The following is a 23,651-nucleotide window of genomic DNA, read 5'->3' as shown; positions in this document are numbered from 1 at the left end:
CGGTGCGGGCTCGGGTTGTCAGCAGGGCGCTTCGGCGCCGCGCCGGTAGTACCACCACCAGGTCACGGCCAGGCAGGTGATGTAGAAGGCGATGAAGCCGTACAGCGCCATGTCCGGGCTGCCGGTCAAGGTGATGGACGAGCCGTAGCTCTTGGGGATGAAGAAGCCGCCATAGGCGCCGATGGCCCCGGAAAAACCGACCACGGCGGCCGACTCGATGCCGGCCTGGCGGCTGGCGGCGGCCTTGCCCTGCGCGTCGGCCCCGGCCGACAGGCGCTCGTGCAGGGTGCGGAAGATCACCGGGATCATGCGGAAGGTGGTGCCGTTGCCGATGCCGCTGAGTACGAACAAGGCCATGAACGAGGCCAAAAAGCCGAAGAAGTGCCCGCCCTGCCCGTGGTCGGGCAGGAAGTGCAGCACTCCGAACACGGCCGCGACCATCAGCGCGAACACCCAGAAGGTCAGCCGCGCCCCGCCCCAGCGGTCGGCCAGGCTGCCGCCGACCGAGCGCATCAGCGCGCCGAGCAGCGGGCCGATGAAGGCGTAGGTCATCGGGTTCACGTCCGGGAACTGGCTCTTGACCAGCATCGGGAAGCCCGCGGAAAAACCGATGTACGAGCCGAACGTGCCGATGTACAGCCAGCACATCAGCCAGTTGTGCTTGCGGCGGAAGATCACCGCCTGCTCGGTGAACGAGGAGCGCACGCTGGTCAGGTCGTTCATGCCGAACCAGGCCGCGACCGCGACCAGCGCGATGGCCGGCACCCAGACGAAGCCGGCGTTCTGCAGGAACAGCTGGCCGCTGCCGTCGGCCAGCGCCTGCGGCGGCCCGGCCAGCGTGCCCAGCGCGCCGACGGTGATGACCAGTGGCACCACCAGCTGCGCCACCGACACACCGACGTTGCCCAGCCCGGCGTTCAGGCCCAGCGCCAGCCCCTGCTTCTGCTTGGGGTAGAAGAAGGAGATGTTGGACATCGACGAGGAGAAGTTGGCGCCGCCGAAGCCGCACAGGATCGCGATCACCACGAACACCCAGTACGGCGTGGCAGGGTCCTGCACCGCGAAGCCGAGCCACAGCGTCGGCAGCAGCAGCGAGGCGGTGGACAGCGCGGTCCAGCGGCGCCCGCCGAAGATCGGGATCACGAACGAATAGACCACGCGCAGGGTGGCGCCGGACAGGCTGGGCAGCGCCACCAGCCAGAACAGCTGGTCGGTGCTGAAGCCGAAGCCGATGCGCGGCAGGCTGATCGACACCGCCGAGAACAGCACCCACACCGAGAAGGCCAGCAGCAGCGCCGGGATCGAGATCGCTAGGTTGCGCGCGGCGACCCGCCGGCCGGTGCGCTCCCAGTAGCCGGCGTCCTCCGGCTGCCAGTCGCCGATGGTCCGCCCGGGGCCTGCGTTGCTGCGTTGTACCACTTCGCTACCGGCGGTCATGCGTGGCTCCAAGGCTGCAGATGACGACGTGTAGGTACGGATTCAGGCAGTACCTGTCTGGACCGGGATTAGGCCAGCAGGCGATTTTGCAGGGGTTGATCTCAATCAATCAGGGCCGGTTTTCGATCTCCACCTGACAAATGTCAAGCCGCGGGCTTGACTGGGCGTGCCGGGCCGCGCCGGCGCACGCTGTCGCGCACGTCCACGTCGAGCCGCAACTGCACGCCACCGCTGCCTGCGGGCAGTTCGAAGCACAGGCCCTCGCGGCTGGGCAGGCGGGCCTGCAATTCCCGCACCGCATCAAGCGGCAGCGCCACGTGGCAATCGCCGGCCGTGGCCGAAACACGGGCAGCGTCCGCGTGCAGGCGCAACGCCAGCGACCAGCCCGCGCCGTCGCCGAACTGCAGCGCGTTCACCACCGTTTCACCGGCCAGCAGGCGCGCCAGTTCGTCTTCGTCCACGCGCAGGCGCAACGACTGCTGCCGGAACTGGGTCTTCATGAAGCAACCTCCTGCCATTGCCCGGGGGTGTTGCAGTTGAACAGGCAGGCCTCGTCGCCGGGCGCCAGCGGCAGCCGCCGCGCGCCGAGGCGCTGCTGCAGGGCCTGCAGCGAGCGCGGGCCGTCCGGGTCGGCGAGCATCGCTTCGAGCAGCGCGCGGCAGGCCGGGTCGATGTCCAGCAGCATCGGCAGCGGGTGCCCGGCCAGTGTCGTGCAGCCGCCGTGGTGGGCGGCGTGCAGCCGCCGCAGCAGGGCCGGGGCCAGGCGCGGCATGTCCACCGCCACCACCCAGGCCGGCCCGTCGGGCATGGCCATCGCCACGCTGTACAGCCCGCCGAGCGGGCCGCAGCGCGCGACCCGGTCGGGGATGCCGGCGAAGGCCGGGTAGGCGCCGCTGATCCAGACCTGCTGCGCGCCGGCCTGGCGCAGCAGCCCGCGCATGTGTTCCAGCAGGGTGCGCCCGTGCCACGGCAGCAGCGCCTTGTCGCGGCCCATGCGGCTGGACAGGCCGCCGGCCAGCACGATGCCGGCCGGCGGGGCGGGGCGGCTAATGGGCGTGATCGTGGCCATGCGCCGCGTCGCCTTCGGCAGGGTCGGCATGGCACAGCGCGCAGCCTTCGCTCCACTGGCTGTCGCCGTCCTCGTAATGCTCCTGCTTCCAGATCGGGCAGCGGTGCTTCACCGCCTCGATCAGCTGCCGGCAGGCGCGGAACGCCTCGTCGCGGTGCGGGCTGCCGGCGGCGACCACCACCGCCACCTCGCCCACCGCCAGCCGCCCTTTGGCGTGGGCCACGTACAGCTTCACGCGCGGGCCGAAGGCGGCCTCCACCTCCGCGGCCAAGCGCCGGAACTCGTTCAGCACCAGCGGCTCGAACAGGTCGTAGGTGATGCCACGCACCGCGCGCCCTTGGTTGAGGTCGCGCACCTTGCCGATGAACACGTCGATGCCGCCGAAGCCGGGGTCGGACACCGCGGCGATGGCCTCGGCCGGGTCGACGGCGGCGCTGGCGCGGTCCAGCACCTTGCCGATGAAGACGTCGTTGCCCATCTCAACCTCCACTCACCGGCGGCAGGATCGCCACGCGGCCATCCTCGGGCAGGTGCTCGTGGTCGCGCAGCACGCACTGCTGGTCGGCGAAGACCGAGTAGTCCAGCAGGCCGGCGCGGAACTGCGGCCAGCGCTGCGGCAGCAGTTCGCGCAGTACCTGCCGCAGGTCGGCCACGCGGTCGCCGGGCACCTCCACCACGATCTCGCGCGAGGCGTCCAGTTCGGAGAAGGCGCCGAACAATTGCAGGTTCACCTGTTTCATGACCGCTCCCCGCCCACCAGCCGCACCGGATCGTGGTGCCCGAGGCCCTGCACGCGCACGTGGCCGCCAGCCGCGGCGAGGTCGGCGTCGCCTTCCAGCACCGCCCAGGCATTGGCCTGCAGCATCGACATCAGGCGGAAGGATTCCTGCCCGGCCAGCAAGCGCACGCCCAGTTGCCCGCGTTCGTCCGCCTCGACCCGCGCGCGGGCGTGGAAGCGCAGGCCCGGCGGCTTGCGCGCATCGGCCAGCAGCGGCAGGTACAGCGCGGGCTCCGGGTCCATGCCGAGCATGCGCCGCAGCACCGGCTCGACGAAGAAGCGCTGGCCCACCGCCGCCGACACCGGGTTGCCGGGCAGCCCGAAATACAGCGCGCCGTCGGCCAGCACCGCGAACAGCAGCGGCTTGCCGGGGCGGATGGCGACCTTGTGGAAGACGATGCGCGCGCCACGGGCGCGCAGCGCGTCGGGGATGAAGTCGTAGCGGCCCTGCGACACCGCGCCGGTACTGACCAGCACCCGCGCGCCGGCGGCCAGCGCCTGCTCCAGCACCGCGTCGAAGGCGGCCACGTCGTCGCCGACCGTGCCCTGCCACGCCACCTCGGCGCCGGCGGCGCGCAGGCGGCCGACCAGGTAGGGCCGGTTGCTGTCGCGGATCTGCCCGGATTCCAGCGCCTGCGCCGCTTCGGTGACCAGCTCCTTGCCGGTGGCGATCACCGCCACCTTCGGCCGCGCGGCGACCGCCACCTCGCCTACGCCGATGGCGTGCAGCAGGGTGCGGGCGTTGAGGTCCAGCGCCTGGCCGGCGCGCAGCACGCGCTCGCCTTCGTTCACGTCCTGCCCGCGCAGGCGCACGTGCTGGCCGGGCCTGACCGGCGCGCGCAGGGCGATGCGCGTGGGTTTCCCGTCGTGGCTGTCGAGGATCTCCACCTGTTCGACCGGCATCACGCTGTCCAGGCCGGCGGGCATGCGCGCGCCGGTCATGATTTCCCACGCGCCCTGGGCGCCGCGCGTGCCGGGATCGCCTGCCGCCTGCCAGCCCTGGACCGCAAGTTCCAGGCCGGCGTCGAGCGCCTTGCCGCCGGCATGCAGGGCGAAGCCGTCCATCGCCGAGTTGTCGAACGGCGGCAGCGACTGCGCGCTGACGATGTCGCTGGCCAGCACCCGCCCTTCGGCCCGCTCCAGCGGCACGCGCTCGGCTGGCAGCGGCGCGGCGGCGTCCAGCAGGAGCCGCAGTGCTTCGTCGTAGGCGATCATGCCGCGCCCCCGTGGCCGCCGCCGTCGACCATCGCCAGCGCGTGGCCTAGGACCGGGGCGAGGATGTCCAGGCACTGCGCCGCCGCGCGCGGGCTGCCCGGCAGCGCGAACACCAGCATGCCGTCCAGCTGCACCACCTCGGCGCGGCTGAGCCAGGCCATCGGCGTGTGCTGCGCGCTGAGCGCGCGCAGCATCTGCGCCAGCCCGTCCACGCGGCGCGCGCCCAGCGATTGCAGGGCTTCCGGCGCGAGGTCGCGCGGCCCCAGCCCGGTGCCGCCGCTGCACAGGCACAGGCGCACGCCGTCGGCGGCCAGCGCGCGCAGGCGCCCGGCCAGCGGTTCGATGCCATCGGGCAGCACGTCGGACACGACCACCTCGCCGCCCAGCGCGCGCAGGCCGGCGGCCAGCTTCGGACCGGATTCGTCCGCGTATATGCCCTGGCTGGCGCGGTCGCTCAAGGTCAGCACCGCGCACGCGGCACCGTGCAGGCCGTGCGGCGGGCGCGGCTTGAAGCGCTCGCGCTCGGCTTCGCCCATGCCGTCCGGGTGCAGCCACAGGCCCTTCTTGCCGCCCTCCTTGAACAGCAGGCGGATGCCCTCGATGCGCAGCGCCGGTTCCACCGGCTTGCTCAGGTCGTACAGGGTCAGCAGGGCCGCGTTGACCCCGGCCAGCGCCTCCATCTCCACGCCGGTGCGCGCCTCGCTGGCGCATTCGCACCACACCCGGATCGCCTGCCGCTCCGGCACCGGCGCGCAGTACACATGCACCAGCTCCAGCGGCAGCGGGTGGCACAGCGGCATCAGCGCCGAGGCCATCTTCGCCCCCTGCAGGCCGGCGATCTCGGCCATCACCAGCGCGTCGCCCTTGGGCAGGCGGCGCTCGACGATCAGCGGGTAGGCCACCGGCCCGGCGTGCAGCTCGCCCACCGCCACCGCGCGGCGGCGGGTGATGCGCTTGTCGCGGACATCGGCCATGTGGAAGGCCGCGTTCATCTGACCACTCATCGTGTTCTTCATCCTCCGATCGAGGCCAGGTGCGGGGTCAACCCGGTCCGGCCCTGGTGCAATCCGTGCCCGGCTGCCTTCAGGCCGAGCTGGGTGGTGATGCGCGCCAGCAGCGCGTCGTGGTCGGCGTCGGATTGCAGCAACGGCCGCAGCGCCACCCCGAAATCGCCGAACAGGCACAACCGCAGGTCGCCGCGGGCGGTGACCCGCAGGCGGTTGCAGCCGGCGCAGAAGTCGCGCGAATACGGCGCGATGATGCCGATGCTGCCGCGGTAGCCGGGGTGGGTGTATTCGCGCGCCGGCCCGGCGTCGGCCGCGCGCGGGCGCAGGCTCCAGCCGGCGGCGTGCAGCTGCTCCACCAGCACGTCGGCGCGCAGGTGGTGGCGCTGGAAATAGTCGCCGTTGTCGCCGGTGCGCATCAGCTCGATGAAGCGCACGCTCAGCGCGCGCTCGCGCAGGAATTCCATCCATGCCGGCAGCTCGTCGTCGTTGCGGCCGCGCAGCAGCACCGCGTTGAGCTTGACCGATTGCAGGCCCAGGGCCTGCGCCATGCCGATGCCTTCGAGTATTTCCGGCAGCCGGTCATGGCCGGTGATGGCGTGGAAGCGCTCGCGCTGCAGGCTGTCCACGCTGACGTTGAGCGCGGTCAGCCCGGCCCGGTGCCAGTCCGGCAGGTGGCGCGGCAACAAGGTGCCGTTGGTGGTGATGGCGACCTTGCGGATCCCCGGTACCCGCGCGACCGTGGCGATGATCTGCGTCAGGTCCTTGCGCAGGCTCGGCTCGCCGCCGGTCAGGCGGATCTTGTGCATGCCCAGGGTGGCGAAGGCGCGCACCAGCCGGGCGATTTCATCCACGGCAAGGAAGCGCGGCCGCCCGTCGGCGTGGTAACCATCGGGCAGGCAGTAGCTGCAACGGAAGTTGCATGCCTCGGTGAGCGACAGCCGCAGGTAAGGGAAGCTGCGACCGAAGCCATCGGTGAGTTGGCTCATGGCTGTTCCACCGTCTTCCACTGGCCCGGTACGCCGGGATACTCCCACTTGCGTCAATGGGTTGCCAGCCTACCCGCCGCGCATCGGCGCCGACATGACCTGGATCAATCACCCGCCGGGCAGGTGTGGCAGCATGCCAACCCCGTATTCCCGTTCCGTGACGATGCCATGATGCTGAGCGATTTCGATGGGCTGCTGCGCGCGGCCGGGCAACAGCCGGAGCCGCAGCGCCTGCTGTTCGTGTTCGTGCGCGCCGAGCTTCCCGAATCCCCCAGCAGCGACCAGCACGCGCGCCATGCCGCGGGCGAGGGCGGCACGCTGGCGCCGGTGTTGTGCGTGGACAAGGCGCCGGACGAGGTCGCCTCGTTCGCCGCGCTGGTGGCCGAATCAGCCGGTACCGGCCAGTCGTGGGACCTGGTGTTCGTCGCCGCGCTGGAAGGCCGCGCCGGCGTCGCCCCGTCCGCCGACGAGGCGGCCCAGCCGCTGCGGCTGATGGTCAATGCGATCAACGACGGGCAGGTCAGCCGTTTCGCGGCCTTCGACCGTGCCGGCGACCCGGTGCAGTTCTACTGAGCGACCAGTTGCAGGGTCAGGAAGAACACCACCAGCACGGTGTTCAGGCCCCAGGCCACGGTCAGGCCGCGCGCGGCCACGCCGTAGTTGGGGTTGCGCGCGCCGGGCGCGGCGCGCCACACGGCCGGGATGATCCAGCCGGTGTAGAGCAGCAGCGCCGCGAACAGGCCCAGCAGCAGCTCGGTCCGGCCCTGCGCCAGCGCCCACAATGCCGCCGCCCACAGCAGGTTGCTGGGGATCACGCCCTGCAGCCAGAACACGCGCCACAGGTGCGAGGGCGGGGACTTGCCGTCCGGTGCGCTCATCGAAGTCGCGGCGTTCATGGTTCTCGCTCTCGGGGTGTGCCTTGGAAGAGCTTGCGCCGAATGGACAGGCCGGTCAAACCGCGCCGCGCGGCTCAGTGGGGTACGCCGACGATGACGCTGGAGGCCTTGAACAGGACCGTGGCCGCGGCCCCCGGTTCCAGCCCCAGCGCCCGCGTGCTCTCCCGGGTGATGATCGCCACCATGCTGCAGGCATTGCCCACGTCCACGACGATTTCGTCGTTGACCGCGCCCTGGCTGATGCGGGCGACCGTGCCGGCGAAGCGGTTGCGCGCGGAGTAACGCGCGCCCTCCACGTCGCTGGCGACGATCACCGACGACGCCTTGACCAGCGCGAAGGCCGGCGTCCCCACCTCCAGCCCGAGGCTGCGCACGCTGTCGTGGGTGATGGTGGCCACGATCTGCAACCCCGGTGCCACTTCCAGCAGAACCTCGTCGTTGACCGCGCCCGCCACGATGCCGCGGACGTGCCCGTGGAACTGGTTGCGCGCGCTGGTGACCATGCCGATCCTCCGTATCAGGGCCAAGTCGTCCCCCAGCCCCGGCCGGGACTGGAGGGAGTGCAGGAACAGCCGGTGCTCGCGTTCGAGCTGCTCGAAATGGCGAATCAGCTGGCGGCCGCGCTCGGTGAGTTGTGCGCCGCCGCCGCCGCGCCCGCCCACGGTGCGCGCGACCAGCGGTTCGCCGGCGGCGGTGTTCATCGCGTCCACCGCGTCCCACGCGTTCTTGTAGGTCATGCCCATGCGCTTGGCGGCCTGGCTGATCGAGCCGCAGGCGTCGATCAGGCCCAGCAGCGCGAAGCGGCCGCGGCCGCCCAGGCTCTGCCCGGCCACGCTCAGCCACAGGTGGCCGTGGGGCTCGATGGGGGCGGGTGCGGGGGAATCGGCCATGTCGCGGTTGCTCGTCCGTCACGCTGCAAGGGCAGGCAGTGTACGGCGGCACCCCCGCAGGCCACGTTTGATTTCCATCAAGGACGCCGGGCGCGGGCGGCCCAAGAATCCGCAGCCGGGCTGGTGCGACTGCCGGCCATGCCCACCGCTATATCATTCCGGATATAGCGAACCCGAGGACCGCCAAGATGCGTACCCGCCGTTTCGTTCTGCCCCTGTCCGCGCTGTTCCTGCCACTGCCGGCCCTCGCCGCCGACGCCCCGCCTTCCACCACGCCGGTGTTCACCCTGGGCAGCGTCGACGTCCATGCCGAGCGCGGCAGCTCGACCACCGTCGCCGAGCGCGCGCTGGACGCCGCGCGCATCCGGCAGCTGGACCTCGACACCGTCGGCGAGGCGGTCGCCGTGCTGCCTGGCGCGAGCCTGGCGCGCAACTCGCGCAACGAGGACATGCTCTACCTGCGCGGCTTCGACCCGCGGCAGGTGCCGGTGTTCCTCGACGGCGTCCCGCTGTACGTCCCCTACGACGGCTATGTGGACTTCGGCCGCTTCACCACCTTCGACCTGGCGCAGGTCCAGGTCGCCAGCGGCGGCGCCTCGCTGCTGTACGGGCCGAACATCCTCGGTGGCGCGATCAACCTGGTCAGCCGCCGCCCCGAGCGCCCGTTCGAGGGCAACCTGCGCCTGGGCATCGCCGATGGCGGCGAGCGCAAGGCCGCGGTGAACCTCGGCGGCCGCCGGGGCGACTGGTACTACCAGCTCGGCTGGTCGCAGCTGAAGGCCGACGAGTTCCCGCTGCCCGACGGTTTCCGCGACTACAAGGCCACGCCCACCGACACCGGCGACGCGCGCCGCAACGCCGACCGCGACGACCGCCGCCTGTCGTTCAAGCTCGGCTACACCCCGCGCGAGGGCGACGAGTACGCCATCGGCTACGCCCGCCAGGACGGGGAGAAGGGCAACCCGGTCTATACCGGCACCGCAGGCAGCGGCATCCGCTACTGGCGCTGGCCGTGATGGGACAAGGACAGCCTGTACTTCATCGGCAACACCCGGCTGGGCGCGCACGCCACGCTGCGCACCCGCGTCTATCGCGACACCTACGGCAACGGCCTGGAGGCCTACACCGACGGCAGCTACGCCACCGGGCTGAACAACACCAGCTTCCCCAGCGTCTACGACGACCGCACCGTCGGCGGCTCGGTGACCCTGGTCAGCACCGCGCTGGAGCGCCACGCGCTGCAACTGGCCCTCCACTACAAGGACGACCGCCACAGCGACCGCAACCCGAACGCGCCGACCAAGGACTACCGCGACGTCACCACCTCGGTGGCGGTGGAGGACCGCTTCGCGCTGACCGCCGCCTCGCACCTGCGCTTCGGCCTCGGCCACGACCGCCGCGAGGCCAGGCGGGTCTACTACTGGCCCACCGGCAGCGCCGACGCCACCAACGCCGTGCTCGAATACGTGCAGCAGCTGGCGCCGGACCGGCAGTGGTACGCCAGCGCCGCGCGCCGCACCCGCTTCCCGACCATCAAGGACCGCTATTCGGCGCGCATGGGCGCGGCGCTGCCCAACCCGGATCTCGCGCCGGAGCACGCCACCCACCTCGAACTCGGCCTGCGCGGCCGCTGGTGGGAAGGCGCGCAGGTGCAGGCGGCGGTGTTCCACAGCCTGATCGACGACCTGATCCAGAACGAGGTGGTCGCCTCCGACGCCTGCGGCGGCAGCACCTGCAACCGCGCGCAGAACATCGGCCGCGCACGCCACGTCGGCGTCGAACTGGGCCTGCAACAGCAACTGGGCGAAGGCTGGGACCTGCAGGGCAGCTACGCCTGGCTGCGCCGCACCAATCTGGAAAACCGCGACGTGGCCCTGCTGGATAGCCCGCGCCAGCGCCTGTTCCTGGCGCTGGGCTGGGCCGCGCTGCCGCAGCTGCGCCTGCAGGCCACGCTGGAGGCCGAGCAGGGCCGCAAGGCCAGCTACGCCAACGCCGCCACCCCGGTGCGCGACCTGCCCGGCTTCGGCGCGGTGGGCGTGAAGGCGAGCTGGATGCCGCGCAACGGGCTGGGCCTGGACCTGGGCGTCCGCAACGTCGGCGACAAGTGGTATGAACTGGCCGACGGCTACCCGATGCCGGGCCGCACCTGGTTCGTCAACGCCAACTGGAGGTTCTGAGCATGGCCGAGCCCGTCCCCGCGCGCATCGCCGCGCTGGTCCACGAAGCCGGCGAGGAACCGGACCCGGACGCGGTGCTGGCCGCCTTCGCCGCGCGGCAGCTGGCCGCCGGCCACCGCGTGCGCGGGCTGGTGGCATTGCCGCACGAGCCCGCGCCCAACGGCAAGCGCATGGTGCTGGTGGACGTGGCCGACCCCGCCTCGCGCTACCCGATCAGCCAGGCGCTGGGGCCGGCCGCCTGCGGCTGCAACCTGGACCCGCGCGGCATCGCCGATGCCAGCGGGGTGCTGCGGCGGGCATTGCGGGAGCGGGCCGAACTGGCCATCGCCAACCGTTTCGGCACGCTGGAATCGACCGGGCAGGGCATGGCCGACGAACTGCTGGCGCTGATGCTGGCCGGCATCCCGCTGCTCACCGTGGTGAACACGCGCTACTTGGCCGCGTGGCGCGATTTCACCGGCGGGCAGGCACTGGAACTGCCGCCCCGCGACGCAGCCCTGCAACAGTGGTGGGACGCCTGCCGCGCCACGCCGGGAGCGGTGGCATGAAGCGCCGCGCGCTGTTGCAGGCGCTGGCGCTGGCCCCGCTGCTGGCGGCGGGCAGTGGCCTGATGCGCGCGATGCCGGCGCAGCGCGTGCTGCGCCTGGGCGCGCCCGCGGACACGCCCAAGCGGGTATTCGCTGCCGGTGCCCCGGCCGCGGTGCTGATCGCCGCGCTGGCGCCCGAACGCCTGCTGGGCTGGCCGATGCGGGTTTCGCCCGAGGCACTGGCGCTGCTGCCCGCGCCGTTGCGCGCGTTGCCGGTGGTCGGCCGGCTCGCGGGGCGGGGCAGCACGGTGAGCCTGGAACGGTTGCTGGCGATGCAGCCGGACCTGGTGCTGGACGCCGGCGATTTCGACGCCAACTACCGCTCCTCCGCCGAACGGGTCTGGCGACAGACCGGCATTCCCATCGAACTGGTGGCCGGGCGCCTGCCTGACCACCCGGCCCAGCTGCGCCATGTCGGCCGGCTGCTCGGCGTGGCCGCGCGCGGCGAAGCGCTGGCGCAGGCCGCCGAGGCCCAGCTGGCGCTGGTCCGCGAAGTGCTGGCCGCGCGCCCGGCCGATGCCCGGCCGACGGTCTATTACGGCCGTGGCGGCGATGGCCTGGAGAGCGGCCTGGCCGGTTCGATCAACACCGAGGTCATCGAATTCTGCGGCGGCCGCAACGTCGCCGCCGCCGCCGGCAACGGCTGCCTGGCGCGGGTGTCGCTGGAACAGCTGCTGGCATGGGACCCGGACGTGATCCTGACCCAGGACGCGGCCTTCGCCGCCAGCGCACCGCAGGACCCGCGCTGGCGCAGCCTGCGCGCGGTGCGCAGCGGACGCCTGCACTGCGCGCCGACCCTGCCGTTCGGCTGGCTCGACGGCCCGCCGGGCATCAACCGCCTGCCGGGGCTGGCGTGGCTGCTGGCGCGGCTGCACCCGGGCGCGGTGCCGGCGCTGGCGCCGGGCGCGCTGCATGCCCGCATCGACGCGCTGCACCGCCTGCTGTGGGGCTCGCGCTTGCCGGCCGGCACCGTAGCTGCACTGGAGCGCGGGCGGTGAGAGCCGGCGCGGTGCCGCGCTGGCTTTGGCACGCCGGTGGCTGGGGCCTGCTGCTGGCGATGCCGCTGCTGGCCTTCGCGGTCGGCCAGTTCCCGGTGCGGCCGGCGATGCTGTTGCAGGCGTTGGGATCGCAGCTGTTCGGCATCGGCGAACCGGTCCCGCCGACGGTGCATGCGGCGCTGTGGCACATCCGCCTGCCGCGGGTGCTGGCGGCGGTGCTGATCGGCGCGGTGCTGTCGGCGGCCGGCGCCGCCTACCAGGCGATGTTCCGCAACCCGCTGGTGTCGCCGGACATCCTCGGCGTCTCCGCCGGCGCCGGGCTGGGCGCCTCGCTGGCGCTGTTCCTCGGCCTGCCGATGCTGCTGGTGCAGGGTTTCGCCTTCGCCGGCGGGCTGGCGGCGGTGGGGCTGGTGTGCCTGGTCGCCGCGCTGGTGCGCCGGCACGAGCCGGTATTGGTGCTGGTGCTGGCCGGCGTGGCGGTGTCGGCCCTGCTTGGCGCCGGCATCTCGCTGCTCAAGCTGCTGGCCGACCCCTACACGCAGCTGCCGTCGATCACCTTCTGGCTGCTCGGCGGCCTCAACGCGGTGGTGGCCGACGACCTGCGCATCACCGCGCCGCTGCTGCTGGCCGGGCTGCTGCCGCTGGTGCTGCTGCGCTGGCGGGTGAACCTGCTGGCCCTCGGCGACGAGGAGGCCGCCGCGCTCGGCGTGGCGGTCGTGCCGCTGCGCTGGACGCTGATCGCCGCGGCCACGCTGTGCACGGCGGCAGCGGTGTCGCTGGCCGGCATCATCGGCTGGGTCGGGCTGGTGGTGCCGCACATCGCGCGCCTGCTGGTCGGCGCCGACTTCCGCCGGCTGCTGCCGGCCAGCCTGCTGCTCGGGGCCAGCTTCCTGCTGGCCGCCGACACGCTGGCACGCACGCTGGCGCCGATCGAACTGCCGCTGGGCATCCTCACCGCCTTCGTCGGCGTGCCGTGCTTCCTGCTGGTACTGGCCCGCAGCGGGGGCCGCGCATGAACGCCGCGGTCCCTTTGCTGGAAGCGCACGGGCTGGCCATCGGCCATGCCGGCGTCGCGCTGGGCGCGCCCTTGGCGTTGTCGGTGCAGCCCGGCGAAGTGGTGTGCCTGCTCGGCCCCAATGGCTGCGGCAAGACCACGCTGTTCCGCACCCTGCTCGGCCTGCTGCCGGCGGTGGCCGGCGAGGTGCGGCTGCATGGCCGGCCGTTGCGCGCCCACGACCGCGCGCAGCGCGCGCGCCTGCTCGGCTACGTGCCGCAGGCCGCGCCGTTGCCGTTCGCCTGACGCGTGCGCGAGCTGGTGGCGATGGGCCGCGCCGCGCACCTGGGCCTGCTGGCCATGCCCGGCCGTACCGACGAGGAGATCGCCGACGCCTGCCTGCACGAATTAGGCATCGCTGCGTTGTCCGCACGCACGGTCGATACCCTCAGCGGCGGCGAACGGCAACTGGTGCTGGTCGCGCGGGCGCTGGCCCAGCAGGCGCGGGTGCTGGTGATGGACGAACCCACCGCCAGCCTCGACTTCGGCAACCAGTTGCGCATCCTCGACACCGTGCGCGCGCTGGCCGGGCGCGGTATCGGCGTGCTGCTGTCCACCCACCAGCCGCAGCACGCCCTGCAGGTGGCCGACCGCATCGCGCTGATGGCGGGCGGCAGCCTGCAGGCGCTGGGGCCCGCGCATGACGTCGCCACGCCCGAACGGCTGGCAGCCTTGTACAGCGTGGATGCCGCGCGCATCGCCGCCGCCCTTCCCGTTGCCGGAACCCTCCGATGACCGCCTTGCCCCCGCCGATCGACCACGCCGCCCGTTACCGCCAGCACCTGCAGGCCTGTGGCTACACGCCCAAGCCGGCCAGCGCGTGGGACGCGCGCGCGGCGCAATCGGGCTGGAAGCGCCGCCACGACGACTACAGCGACGCCTTCCTCGCGCGGCTGGACCTGCGCGGCGTGGACAGCGTGCTCGACGTCGGCTGCGGCCCCGGCCTGCTCAGCCTGCCCATCGCCGCGCGGGTGCGGCAGGTGCATGCGCTGGACTACAGCCCCGGCATGCTCGATGGCCTGCGCGCAGCGATCGCCCGCGACGGCATCGACAACATCCAGCCGTGGCAGCTGGCCTGGGACGACGACTGGAGCGCGGTGCCGCGCTGCGACGTGGCCATCGCCTCGCGCTCGCTGATGGTGCCGGACCTGGCGCAGGCGCTGGCGAAGCTGGACGCGCACGCCCGCCGGCGCGCCTGCATCACCTTCGCCACCGGCCCGCGCGCCGGCGTCACCGAACTGGCCGCGCTGCTGGGTCGTGCATGGATACCGATGCCGGACCACCGCTACCCGATCAACCTGCTGCTGGACATGGGCCGCGAACCGCGTGTCGATTACCTGCCGCTGTCGCCGCCCGACCGCGAAAGGGATGCGGAGGAACTGCTGCAGCAGGTCGAGTCGCTGTTCGGCGAACTCACGCCGGCGGAACAGCAGTCGGTACGCGCCTGGCATGCGGCCTCGCCCGACAACCGGCTCGGGCTGGCCCCCACCCGCCGCTGGGCCTTCATCTGGTGGGAAACCGCGGGCTGAGCGCGGGCGCCCGCCACGCGCGGCGTGGTTGACGCCCGCCGTCGCATCGCTGCAAACGGTCGATGCATTGCCGTCGCCAGCGGCGGGAAATCCGTTGCCGCGGCTCCCCGCGCGGGCGCTGCCCGCGCTGTGCGGAGTTCCGCATTGGTCGCCGGCGTTTCGTGCTATCTGCGCCCGCGCATGCCCAACACCATGTCGGTGGCGTCATTGCGCCATCACCCGCGGTGCGGCCTCCGCCGCGCGCGCGGCCGGCATACTTCGGGGAGGAAGCATGAGGGGTTCACGCACACGCAGCATCATCGCCGCCGCCATTGCCGCGGCGCTGCTGCCATCGCTGGCGATGGCGCAGGAAACCGCGGCCGGCGGCACCACCACTTCGCTGGACAAGGTGGAAGTCACCGGCTCGCGCATCAAGCGCACCGACGTTGAAACCGTCGATCCGATCCAGCTGTTCACGGCGGAAGACCTGACCAAACAGGGCTACGCCACGCTGTACGACGCGCTGTCCAACCTCAGCGTGAATACCGGCATATTCATCGGTGAGGAGAACACCAACAACTTCAATGCCAATGCGCAGGCGCTGAACCTGCGTGGTTTCGGCCCGGGTTACACGCTGGTGCTGCTCAACGGCAAGCGCATGCCGTTGATGCCCAAGCCGGCCGGCAACATCTCCGGCAACATCATCAACCTGGCGATGATCCCGTCCTCCGCCGTGGAGCGCGTGGAAGTGCTGACCGGCGGTGCCTCGGCCATCTACGGTTCCGATGCGGTGGCCGGCGTGGTCAACGTGATCCTGAAGGACGACATCGACGAAACCACCTTCAAGTACCGCTATGGCGACACCGTCCACGGCGGTGGCCGCTCCGACAACTTCACCGTGTCCTCCGGCTTCTCGCACGGCGACACCCACCTCAGCTACGGGCTGGAATGGGACAAGCGCGAGCTGATCCGCGGCAACCAGCGCGAATGGTTCTCCGATCCGTCGAAGTCGCCCGATCCCGACTACCGCGGCGCCGAGCAGGTGATGTCGTTCTGGGACCGTGGCGCGCCGGGTGGCTGGGGCCTGCTGGACCTCGGCAGCCGCTGTGACGCGCTGGGCTATGAAGCGGTGCGCCCGGGCTGGGCCGGCCCCGGCAGCGAGAAATACTGCGGCGACAACATCTTCGACACCTACACCGTGCGCAATGGGCGCGAGCGCCTCTTCGGCTTCGCCAACCTGACCCACGACTTCGGCGCGCATCGCCTCCAGGCCAACCTGATGTCCTCGCGCTCCAAGGCCGATGCCGGCCTGTACCGCTACAGCTACGGCGTGGACTACGACGTGCTGGAGGATGCCAACGACCTTGATTCCGAGTGGTACGGCTCGCGCCAGGTCTGGCGCTCGTTCCGCGATTTCGAAACGCCCACCAGCAACCAGCACTTCAACGAAACCAGCCATGTCTTCAGCACCAGCCTGAGCGGCCCGCTGGGCAGGTTGGACTACAACATCGGCTACACCTACGGCACCTACCGCTACACCGATTCGGTGGTGCGCTTCGACGACCAGACCATGATGGGCCTGCTGTTCGGCGAGAAGGGCACCGATTGGGCGCAGCCGTGGGCCCCGGACCGCTGGCTGACCGTGAGCCGTGACTCGCTGGATGCCAATCTGTTGCCCGGGGGTCTGGATTATTTCGGTGCAATCACGCCGGAAATGCTGGCCAGCGCCGCGCGCACGTCGGTTGGCAAGGGACGCTCCACCTCGCAATCGCTGAGCGCCGACATCAGCGGCGAGATGCTGCAACTACCGGCCGGCCCGCTGAACTTTGCCGCCGTGCTGGAAGTCAGCCATGACACCTACAGCTTCCTCACCGACCAGGCCACGGTGGATGGCGAAATCTACGGCTGGAGCGGCATTCGCGGCCAAGGCAGGCGCAACCGCTACGCCGGCGGCGGCGAATTGGCGATTCCGCTGGCCGGCGCCGATTCGGCCATCGGCCAGGTGGATGCGAAGGTCGCCGCACGCTACGACTTCTACGACGATGCCTCCAGCGTCGGTGGCGCCAGCACCTACCAGGTGGGCCTGACATGGAAGCCGATCGACGCGCTGATGTTCCGCGTCTCGCGTGCCACCTCGTTCCGCGCGCCGGACATGCACGTGATGTTCGCCGAGCGCAGCTCGTCCTACACCAGCGCCACCGACTTCCTGACCTGCGTGCAGACCGAGGGCATCAAGGCGGGTGAAAGCTGGCAGGGTTGCGGCGAGAAATACGGCACCGGCTCGATCCGCCAGTATTCGGAAGGCGACCCGGACCTGCGCGAGGAAACCGGCTACACCAACAGCATCGGCATGGTGGCGCAGCTCGGCAAGCACCATTCGTTCACGCTGGACGGCTTCCGCATTTACCTGGAGGACCAGGTGGGCGTGATCGGTGCCTACACCGTGGTGCAGTACGCCGCGGAGTGCCAGCTCGGCTTCAATGCCGCCGGCGAAACCGTGGACATCAATTCACCCAAGTGCCGGGAAATGCTGTCGCGCGTGACCCGCAACAACAAGGACCGCGTGACTTCGGCGATCACCAGCCCGTTCAACACCGGCATGCGCCAGCAGGACGGCTTCGATTTCACCTGGAACAGCAGGTACGAGGGCACGCCCTACGGCGACTTCGCCTTCCGCTTCGGTTACACCCACATCCTGAAGACGCTGGAACGCTACCTGCCGGAAGACGAGGTCACCGACATCCGCGATGCGCAGTGGAACAACGAGTTCCGCACCCGCAGCTACGGCACCATCAGCTGGGCGCTGGACAGGTTCAACGCCAACCTGCACATCAACCGCCTGGGCAGCTCGCCGGAACGCTGGGCCGATACCTACAAGCGCATGCCGGCCTGGACCACCGCCAACCTGTCGCTGGGCTGGCGCTTCGGCGACGCGCTGTGGGCCGGCCTCAGCGTGACCAACCTGCTCGACCGCAAGCCGAACATGGTGGATTCGGAGAAGTGGTGGCCGTATGCCGACATCAGCAAGTACAACCCGGCGGGCAGGGAGTACTTCCTCACGCTGGAGTACAAGCTTAAGTAAGCAACGCAAGTGCATCTGGGCGAGAGGCGGCCCCGGGAAACCGGGGCCGCCTCTCCGTCATGCCATTGCGCGGAAACGCTGCTGCGAGATGCCGTGAACGCAGGGTTCCAGCCGTTGCCGGCACTTCCCCGTACAGCCCCGCCGGCACGCTGGCGCCCTCGCGCAGGCTGCGCTCGTGGGCGATGAAGCGGCGCCGCGACGGCAGGCGCGCGAAGCGCGCATCCACCCGTACCACCGCGCTGCCATCGGCTTCGAATACCGGCTCGGCATGCACGTCCACCTTGCCGGTATGCACCGTCTGCGCGCAGGACAGCATGCGGTAGGTGCCATGCGACCGGCAGGCCTCGCACTGGCCGGCGGCGATCACCTCGTGGCCTTCGTCGTGCAGGAAGATCACGCCGGAATCCGTGCCCGGCATGCCCGGCGGAAACAGGCAGGCGCCGTACATGTCGGCATGCCCGCGCGGCTCCAGCATCAGGAAGCGGCGGACGTCGTCATGCTGCGCGCGCAGCCACGCGCGCTTTTGGCACCATGCCCGCCGGCGAGGGCGGCAGCCCGGTCAGCAGCACGCGCAGCGGCTCACCGCCGGCATGCAATCGACGGTGCGCGGCTGGCGGCTGCAGTCGGTCATGGCTTGCCTGCGCCGCGCGCGTTCCAGTCCGGCGTCTGCTGCTTCATCAGGTGGCGCACGAAGAAATCGAACTTGCGGCGCTGGATGTAGTCGATCGGCTCCTGCGAGCGGCCGACGCCGTGGCCGGTGCCGGGTACGGCGAGCAGGTCGAAGTCCTTGCCGGCGCGGATCAGCGCATCGGCCACCTGATACGTGGAGGCAGGGTCGACGTTCTCGTCCTGCTCGCCGACGATCAGCAGCAGGTGGCCGCGCAGCTTGTCCGCGTTGTCCACCCCGGAGGCGCGCGCATAGCTCTCATCCACCGGCCAGCCCATCCACTGCTCGTTCCAGCTCAGCTTGTCCATGCGGTTGTCGTAGCAGCCGTTGTAGGCCACCGCCACGGTGTAGAACTCCGGGTGGAACTGCAGCGCATTGAGCGCGTTCTGCCCGCCCGCCGATGCGCCATAAATGCCCACGCCGCCGCTGATGTCATACGAGGCATCGCGCGCGGCCAGCGCCTTGTGCCAGGCGATGCGGTCGGGGAAGCCGGCGTCGCCGAGGTTCTTCCACGCCACGTCGTGGAAGGCCTTGGAGCGGTTCATCGTGCCCATGCCGTCGATCTGCACGACGATGAAGCCAAGGTCGGCCAGCGCCTGCGCGCCGATCAGGCGCTCGTTGCTGGACTGGTTGTCGAACGGCCAGAACTTCTTCTGCACGTGCGCATCGTGCGGGCCGGCGTAGATGCTTTCGATCACCGGGTACCTGCGCGTTGCGTCGTAATCGGAAGGCCGCACGATCAGGCCGACGATGGGGGTTTTGCCGTCGCGGCCCGGGGCGGTGAAGGTTTCCGGCGCGCGGTAGCCGGCGGCGAACAACGCACTGGCGTCGCCGCGTTCCAGCGTCTGCAGCAGGCGGCCATCGCGCGCGTCGCGCAGCTCGGTGATGTTCGGTTGGTCCAGGCGCGAGTACGTGTCGACGTAATGGTTCATGTCCGGCGACAGGCTCAGTTCGTGCCAGCCATCGCCCGGCGTCATGTGGCGCAGGTCGCTGCCGTCGAAGTTCACCCGGTAGAAATGCTGCATGTAGGGGTCGCCCGGCTCGCGGCCATTGGCGGAGAACCAGACCTGCCGGTTCTTTTCATCCACCTGGACGATCTGCCGCACCACCCACGGGCCACGGGTGAGCTGGCGCAGGCGGCCACTGCGGCCATCGACCATGTACAGGTGGTTCCAGCCATCGCGCTCGGACTGCCAGACGATCTGCTCGCCGCGCTTGTCCACGTCGTGGAAATCGGCACGGTGCCACCAGCTGTTGACGAAGGTGTCGCTGTGCTCCTCCACCACGCTGCGTGCCGCGCCGGTGTGCGCGTCCACCTCGATCAGGCGCACCCGCTGGAAGCCGCGTTCGGTGTAGCGGAACGCCAGCGTGCGGCCATCGGCACGGAACTGCGGCGGGCTGATCTCGTAGGGGTTGGCGAACAGCGCGGTCGGCACGTCGATGCGGCGGCCAGTGGCGACCTCGAAGATCACCGGGCGGTCGATGTCCACCGCATCGCCCGGCTTGGGATAGAGCTGGGTGCGCACGCGCGGCTGCAGCTGGTCGCGCGGCGAGGTCTCCACCCGCGTTACCCGGCGCGCATCGCCCGGCTTTACCCGCAGCACCATGAAGCGGCTGGAATCGGGCGACCAGACGATGCTTTCGGGGTCGTAGAAATCGTTGTCGGCGCCATCGCGCGCCAGCACCCTGCTGCTGCCGTCGGCCAGCGTGCGCAGCAGCACGCTGCCGTCGCGCACGAAGGCTTCCATGCGCCCGTCCGGTGAACGCTGCGGCGTGGCGTCGGCCGCCACCGAGAGATCGCGCACCACGCCCCAGCCGCGTGGCCGCGGCGACGGGCCCGACGCGCTCCAGCGCGCGCAGCGGTACTCGCCAGCCAGCTCGCAGCGCACCCAGCCGTCGTCCACCCAGGCACGCAGCGCCCTGCCGTCCTTGTCGATCTCGTAGTCGGAAAATGGCAGGCGCCGCCCCTCCACGTCGCGGCCGAGCAGCGGCGACAGTGCCGTGGCCAGCCGGGCCTGGTCGAACGCGGCCTCGGCCTGCGCCTGTCCCACCCGGCGCATCACGAACTCGAAGCCGCCCGGTGAGGTGCGCCGGTAGCGGTAGCGCTCGCCGTCGGTCCAGGTCGCCGGGCCGGCCAGTCCCGTGGTCAGGTACATCCATTGCTCGCGCAACTGCAGCGAGCGCCGGTAGGCGGCCTCGTCCGGTGCGGCGGGCGGGGAGGATTGCGCCGCTGCCGGCATGGCGGCGCAGGAAAGCGCCAACAGGCAGGCGAAGGCATGGCGGCGGATAGCTGCGAAATGGAACATGCGTCGTTTCCCCTGGTGTCCTGCTCTGTCCTTCTCCCTTCGGGAGAAGGTGCCCGGAGGGCGGATGAGGGTGCGGCAATGCGCTGTGGAGCCGGCGTGCGGATGCTTCGCCTTGCCCGCTCCCCAATGGCATGCAAACCGTGCGGTTTCGCCTGGAGGGAGAGGGGCTCCGTGGCTGTTCGCGCGGAGGTGCACGTCAATCGGCGAATGGCTGGTCGATGGCGACGGACGGTGGCGTGAACCACCGGGCGCCGGCGGCGGTGACATGGAAGTGGTCCTCCAGGCGCACGCCGAACCGGCCCGGCACCACGATCATCGGTTCGTTGCTGCAGCACATGCCCGGCGCCAGCGGCAGGCGGTTGCCGCGTACCAGGTACGGCGCCTCGTGGATCGCCAACCCGCAGCCGTGGCCGGTGCGGTGCGGCAGGCCGGGCAGGCGGTAATCGGGGCCGAGGCCGGCGGCTTCCAATACATCGCGCGCGGCCTGATCGACGGCTTCGCAGGCAACGCCGGGACGCACCGCATCGAACGCGGCTTGCTGCGCGGCGCGCTCCAGGTTCCAGATGCGCAACTGCTCCGCGTTCGCCTCGCCGAAGATCCAGGTGCGGGTCACGTCGGAGTTGTAGCCGTCCACGCTGCAACCGGTGTCGATCAACACCAGTTCGCCCTTGCGCAGGTGCTGCACGCCGGGGATGCCGTGCGGGAATGCGGTGGCATGGCCGAATTGCACGATGCAGAACGTCGAACCACCGTCCGCGCCGAGCGCGCGATGCGCCTCGTCGATGAAACGGACCAGTTCGTCGGTACCGATGCCTTCGCGGGCGATGCCGGCGGCCAGCTTTTGCACCTGCAAGGTGATGTCGCAGGCATGCTGCATCAGCGCCAGTTCGGCGGCGCTCTTGCACATGCGGCAGCCATCGATGATCGACGTGGCATTGCTGATCGCGCCCGCGCCCAGATGCGCGGCCAGCCCGGTGTGGATGCGGAAGGCGGCCTCGGGGTCGAGCGCCAGCGTCTTCGCGCCACGTTCGCGCATGGCACCGGCCACCAGCGCATGCGGGTCTTCGTGTTCCTCCCACAGGCGCTTGCCGGCGGCAATGCGCAGCACCGCGTCCAGCGAACCTTCCTCGAAGTTCGGCGCGATCAGCAGCGGCTCGCCGTGTTGCGTCAGCAGCAGCCCCACCAGGCGCTCGCTTGCGCCCCAGCCGATGCCGGTGAACCAACGCAACGACATGCCGGCGGTGACCAGCAGCGCATCCGCGCCGGCGTCGCGCATCAGGCGGCGCGCATGTGCCAGGCGCGCGGCGTATTCGTCCGCGGAAATCGGGGCGGGGCGGTTCGGCAATGTCGCGGCAAGCTGCGCGCGGGCCTGTTCCAGGGTGAGATGTCCGATCTGCGTGGTCATGCGCCGGCTCCGATGTCGGCGGTGGTCCATTGCCGGTCGATGCAGCGCAGCAGGCCACCGGGGTTGCGGTCACGCAGTTCGGGCGGCAGCAGTGCGTCGGGCACGTTGTCGTAGGCCTGCAACGCGGTGAAGCGCAGGATCGCCGCCGGCAGGCCGACGGCGGTGAAGCCGGGCTGGGTCGAGGCCGGGAATGGGCCGCCATGCTGCTGCGCCGGGCTGACCAGCACGCCGGTGGGCATGCGGTTGGCGATCAGCCGGCCCACGCGCGGGCGCAGCGTGGCGGCCAGCGCCTGCCAAGCATCGTCGTCGCTGCCATCGGCGGCGCGATACAGCGTGCCGGTGAGCTGGCCTTCCAGGGTGGCGGCCAGCGCCTGCATCCGCGCGACATCGGCCACGCGCACCAACAGGCTGCACGGGCCGAAGGCCTCGTGCTGGAAGCCCTGCGGGTTGGCGAGGAAATCCTGCGCGGCAACCGTCAACAACGTGGGTGCATGGCGGAAGCCGGTGTCGCCCGCTTCGCCACCGCACAGCAGCTGCGCACCGGCCTCACGCAGCGCCGTGATGGCCTTCCGCAGCGATGCCAGCACGCCCTGCGACAACAGCGGCAGCGGCGCGGTCGCGGCGAAGCGCGCCTGCACGTCGGCGACGAAGGCATCGCCGGCCGCGCCTTCCGGCACGATCACCAGCCCGGGATTGGTGCAGAACTGGCCGCTGCCGAGCAGGCACGAGCCGCTGAACTCCTCGGCCAACGCCGGCCCGCGCTCGGCCAGCGCACCGGGCAGCAGGAACACCGGGTTGAGGCTGGACAGCTCGCCGAAGAAGGGAATGCCGGCGGCATCGGCGGCCTGTTTCAAGGCCAGCCCGCCTGCGCGGCTGCCGGTGAAGGCGATTGCGCCCAGCCGCGCGTCACCGGCCAGACGCAGGCCAAGTGCCGGTTCGACGTCGTACAGCAACTGCACCGTGGCCGCTGGCAGGCCGGCGGTGTCGGCGGCGCGCCGCGCATGTTCGGCCAGGCGTCGGCTAGTGGCCGGGTGCGCCGGGTGCGCCTTGGCGATGACCGGGTTGCGCGCGGCGATGGCCGCGGCGAAGTCGCCACCGGACACGGCATTGAAGGCGAACGGGAAGTTGTTTGGCCCGAACACCAGCACCGGCTTGCCCAGCGGCGCGTGGTGCGTGCGCAGGCCGGCAGCGGTGTCGATCACCGGTTGGGTCCAGCTGCGGTTGCGCGTGGCGGCGGCGGCCTGGCGCAGCTGGTTGCAGGTGCGTGGCAGTTCGTTGCCGCGCAGGCGCGGCGTGGCCGGCAAGCCGGTTTCCGCATGCGCCAGCTGCACCAGCGTCTCGGCGTCGGCTTCCAGCGCCGCCGCATAAGCGTCGAGGAAGGCGGCGATGCATTCCGGGCCGGTGGCGGCCAGCTGGGGTGCAGCGGCGCTGGCGGCCGCCAGCGCCTGTTCCACGTCGGCCACGCCGCTGCGCGGGAACACCGGCCCGATGGCCTCACCGCTGGCTGGGTCGAACGCACGGAAACTGCCCGTGCCGTCCTGTGCGGCCTGCCACTGGCCGGCGATGAGCAACGGCGCGACCGTATTCAC

At 71.1% G+C, this 23,651-nt stretch carries 21 protein-coding genes and 2 pseudogenes; 9 read left to right on the top strand and 14 right to left on the bottom strand.

From position 1 onward, the window contains the following. Nucleotides 1–18: 18 nt before the first annotated feature. The 8 genes from ABB34_RS02075 to moaA form a co-directional block, all read right to left on the bottom strand. Nucleotides 19–1,437, bottom strand: a complete 1,419-nt coding sequence (locus ABB34_RS02075; protein WP_057639597.1) for a NarK family nitrate/nitrite MFS transporter — start codon at nt 1,435–1,437, stop codon at nt 19–21. A 143-nt stretch (nt 1,438–1,580) separates the two neighbouring features. Further along, nucleotides 1,581–1,937: a hypothetical protein gene (locus tag ABB34_RS02070; RefSeq protein ID WP_057639567.1), complete on the bottom strand. Its 357-nt coding sequence runs from the start codon at nt 1,935–1,937 to the stop codon at nt 1,581–1,583. After that, nucleotides 1,934–2,506 (bottom strand): molybdenum cofactor guanylyltransferase, encoded by a 573-nt coding sequence (gene mobA, locus ABB34_RS02065; RefSeq protein ID WP_057639566.1) that lies wholly within the window; start codon nt 2,504–2,506, stop codon nt 1,934–1,936. Before mobA ends, ABB34_RS02070 begins: the two co-directional genes overlap by 4 nt. Then, nucleotides 2,484–2,984 carry a molybdenum cofactor biosynthesis protein MoaE gene (locus ABB34_RS02060; RefSeq protein ID WP_057639565.1) on the bottom strand — a complete coding sequence of 167 codons (501 nt, stop codon included), beginning with the start codon at nt 2,982–2,984 and terminating at the stop codon, nt 2,484–2,486. Before ABB34_RS02060 ends, mobA begins: the two co-directional genes overlap by 23 nt. Before the next feature lies 1 nt (nt 2,985). After that, on the bottom strand, nt 2,986–3,246 hold the full coding sequence (locus ABB34_RS02055) for a MoaD/ThiS family protein (protein ID WP_057639564.1): 261 nt from the start codon (nt 3,244–3,246) through the stop codon (nt 2,986–2,988). Continuing rightward, entirely contained in the window at nt 3,243–4,499 is a 1,257-nt protein-coding gene (locus ABB34_RS02050; RefSeq protein ID WP_057639563.1) for a molybdopterin molybdotransferase MoeA, read from the bottom strand. Before ABB34_RS02050 ends, ABB34_RS02055 begins: the two co-directional genes overlap by 4 nt. Further along, nucleotides 4,496–5,503: a bifunctional molybdenum cofactor biosynthesis protein MoaC/MoaB gene (moaCB, locus tag ABB34_RS02045; RefSeq protein ID WP_057639596.1), complete on the bottom strand. Its 1,008-nt coding sequence runs from the start codon at nt 5,501–5,503 to the stop codon at nt 4,496–4,498. The genes ABB34_RS02050 and moaCB overlap by 4 nt, the downstream gene beginning before the upstream one ends. Nucleotides 5,504–5,511: 8 nt before the next feature. After that, on the bottom strand, nt 5,512–6,492 hold the full coding sequence (gene moaA / locus ABB34_RS02040; RefSeq protein WP_057639562.1) for a GTP 3',8-cyclase MoaA: 981 nt from the start codon (nt 6,490–6,492) through the stop codon (nt 5,512–5,514). 168 nt (nt 6,493–6,660) lie between these two features. On the opposite strand from moaA, the gene ABB34_RS02035 reads away from it, so the two are divergent. Beyond that, complete coding sequence (locus ABB34_RS02035; protein WP_057639595.1) at nt 6,661–7,065, top strand: hypothetical protein; 405 nt, start codon at nt 6,661–6,663, stop codon at nt 7,063–7,065. Here the strand turns inward: ABB34_RS02035 and ABB34_RS02030 are convergent. Continuing rightward, entirely contained in the window at nt 7,059–7,388 is a 330-nt protein-coding gene (locus ABB34_RS02030; protein WP_057639561.1) for a hypothetical protein, read from the bottom strand. The two genes, ABB34_RS02035 and ABB34_RS02030, sit on opposite strands and share 7 nt — an antisense overlap. 74 nt (nt 7,389–7,462) lie before the next feature. Next, nucleotides 7,463–8,278, bottom strand: coding sequence for a TOBE domain-containing protein (locus ABB34_RS02025; protein ID WP_057639560.1), 816 nt, complete (start codon nt 8,276–8,278; stop codon nt 7,463–7,465). A 188-nt stretch (nt 8,279–8,466) separates the two neighbouring features. On the opposite strand from ABB34_RS02025, the gene ABB34_RS15610 reads away from it, so the two are divergent. From ABB34_RS15610 to ABB34_RS01990, 8 genes and pseudogenes are all read left to right on the top strand, one after another. Then, complete coding sequence (locus ABB34_RS15610; RefSeq protein WP_245625385.1) at nt 8,467–9,294, top strand: TonB-dependent receptor plug domain-containing protein; 828 nt, start codon at nt 8,467–8,469, stop codon at nt 9,292–9,294. Nucleotides 9,295–9,309: 15 nt separating this feature from the next. Further along, nucleotides 9,310–10,455, top strand: coding sequence for a TonB-dependent receptor domain-containing protein (locus tag ABB34_RS15605; protein WP_338062542.1), 1,146 nt, complete (start codon nt 9,310–9,312; stop codon nt 10,453–10,455). 2 nt (nt 10,456–10,457) lie between these two features. Next, a complete protein-coding gene (locus tag ABB34_RS02015) occupies nt 10,458–11,003 on the top strand; it encodes a DUF2478 domain-containing protein (protein ID WP_057639559.1) in 546 nt (181 codons plus the stop codon). Continuing rightward, complete coding sequence (locus ABB34_RS02010; protein WP_057639558.1) at nt 11,000–12,040, top strand: ABC transporter substrate-binding protein; 1,041 nt, start codon at nt 11,000–11,002, stop codon at nt 12,038–12,040. The genes ABB34_RS02015 and ABB34_RS02010 overlap by 4 nt, the downstream gene beginning before the upstream one ends. An 11-nt stretch (nt 12,041–12,051) precedes the next feature. Further along, a complete protein-coding gene (locus ABB34_RS02005; RefSeq protein ID WP_245625384.1) occupies nt 12,052–13,056 on the top strand; it encodes a FecCD family ABC transporter permease in 1,005 nt (334 codons plus the stop codon). Then, a pseudogene (locus tag ABB34_RS15750) lies at nt 13,053–13,829 on the top strand (ABC transporter ATP-binding protein). Before ABB34_RS02005 ends, ABB34_RS15750 begins: the two are co-directional and overlap by 4 nt. After that, nucleotides 13,826–14,623: a class I SAM-dependent methyltransferase gene (locus ABB34_RS01995; RefSeq protein ID WP_057639557.1), complete on the top strand. Its 798-nt coding sequence runs from the start codon at nt 13,826–13,828 to the stop codon at nt 14,621–14,623. The pseudogene ABB34_RS15750 and the gene ABB34_RS01995 overlap by 4 nt, the downstream one beginning before the upstream one ends. A 271-nt stretch (nt 14,624–14,894) precedes the next feature. Then, complete coding sequence (locus ABB34_RS01990; protein ID WP_057639556.1) at nt 14,895–17,684, top strand: TonB-dependent receptor domain-containing protein; 2,790 nt, start codon at nt 14,895–14,897, stop codon at nt 17,682–17,684. Here the strand turns inward: ABB34_RS01990 and ABB34_RS15500 are convergent. The 4 genes and pseudogenes from ABB34_RS15500 to ABB34_RS01970 all read right to left on the bottom strand — a co-directional run. Beyond that, nucleotides 17,677–18,204 (bottom strand): annotated as a pseudogene (locus ABB34_RS15500) (proline racemase family protein); the annotation flags it as partial. The gene ABB34_RS01990 and the pseudogene ABB34_RS15500 sit on opposite strands and share 8 nt — an antisense overlap. 107 nt (nt 18,205–18,311) lie before the next feature. Continuing rightward, the gene (locus tag ABB34_RS01980) at nt 18,312–20,657 is read right to left on the bottom strand and encodes a S9 family peptidase (protein ID WP_083490020.1); all 2,346 of its coding nucleotides are present in this window, start codon (nt 20,655–20,657) and stop codon (nt 18,312–18,314) included. Between the two features lie 196 nt (nt 20,658–20,853). Beyond that, a complete protein-coding gene (locus tag ABB34_RS01975; protein ID WP_057639554.1) occupies nt 20,854–22,062 on the bottom strand; it encodes a M24 family metallopeptidase in 1,209 nt (402 codons plus the stop codon). Beyond that, nucleotides 22,059–23,651, bottom strand: a complete 1,593-nt coding sequence (locus ABB34_RS01970; RefSeq protein WP_083490019.1) for an aldehyde dehydrogenase family protein — start codon at nt 23,649–23,651, stop codon at nt 22,059–22,061. The genes ABB34_RS01975 and ABB34_RS01970 overlap by 4 nt, the downstream gene beginning before the upstream one ends.

This window comes from Stenotrophomonas daejeonensis (genome assembly GCF_001431505.1).
In the GTDB taxonomy this organism is placed as follows: Bacteria; Pseudomonadota; Gammaproteobacteria; order Xanthomonadales; family Xanthomonadaceae; genus Stenotrophomonas; species Stenotrophomonas daejeonensis.
This window is presented reverse-complemented; position numbering and strand designations above follow the sequence as displayed.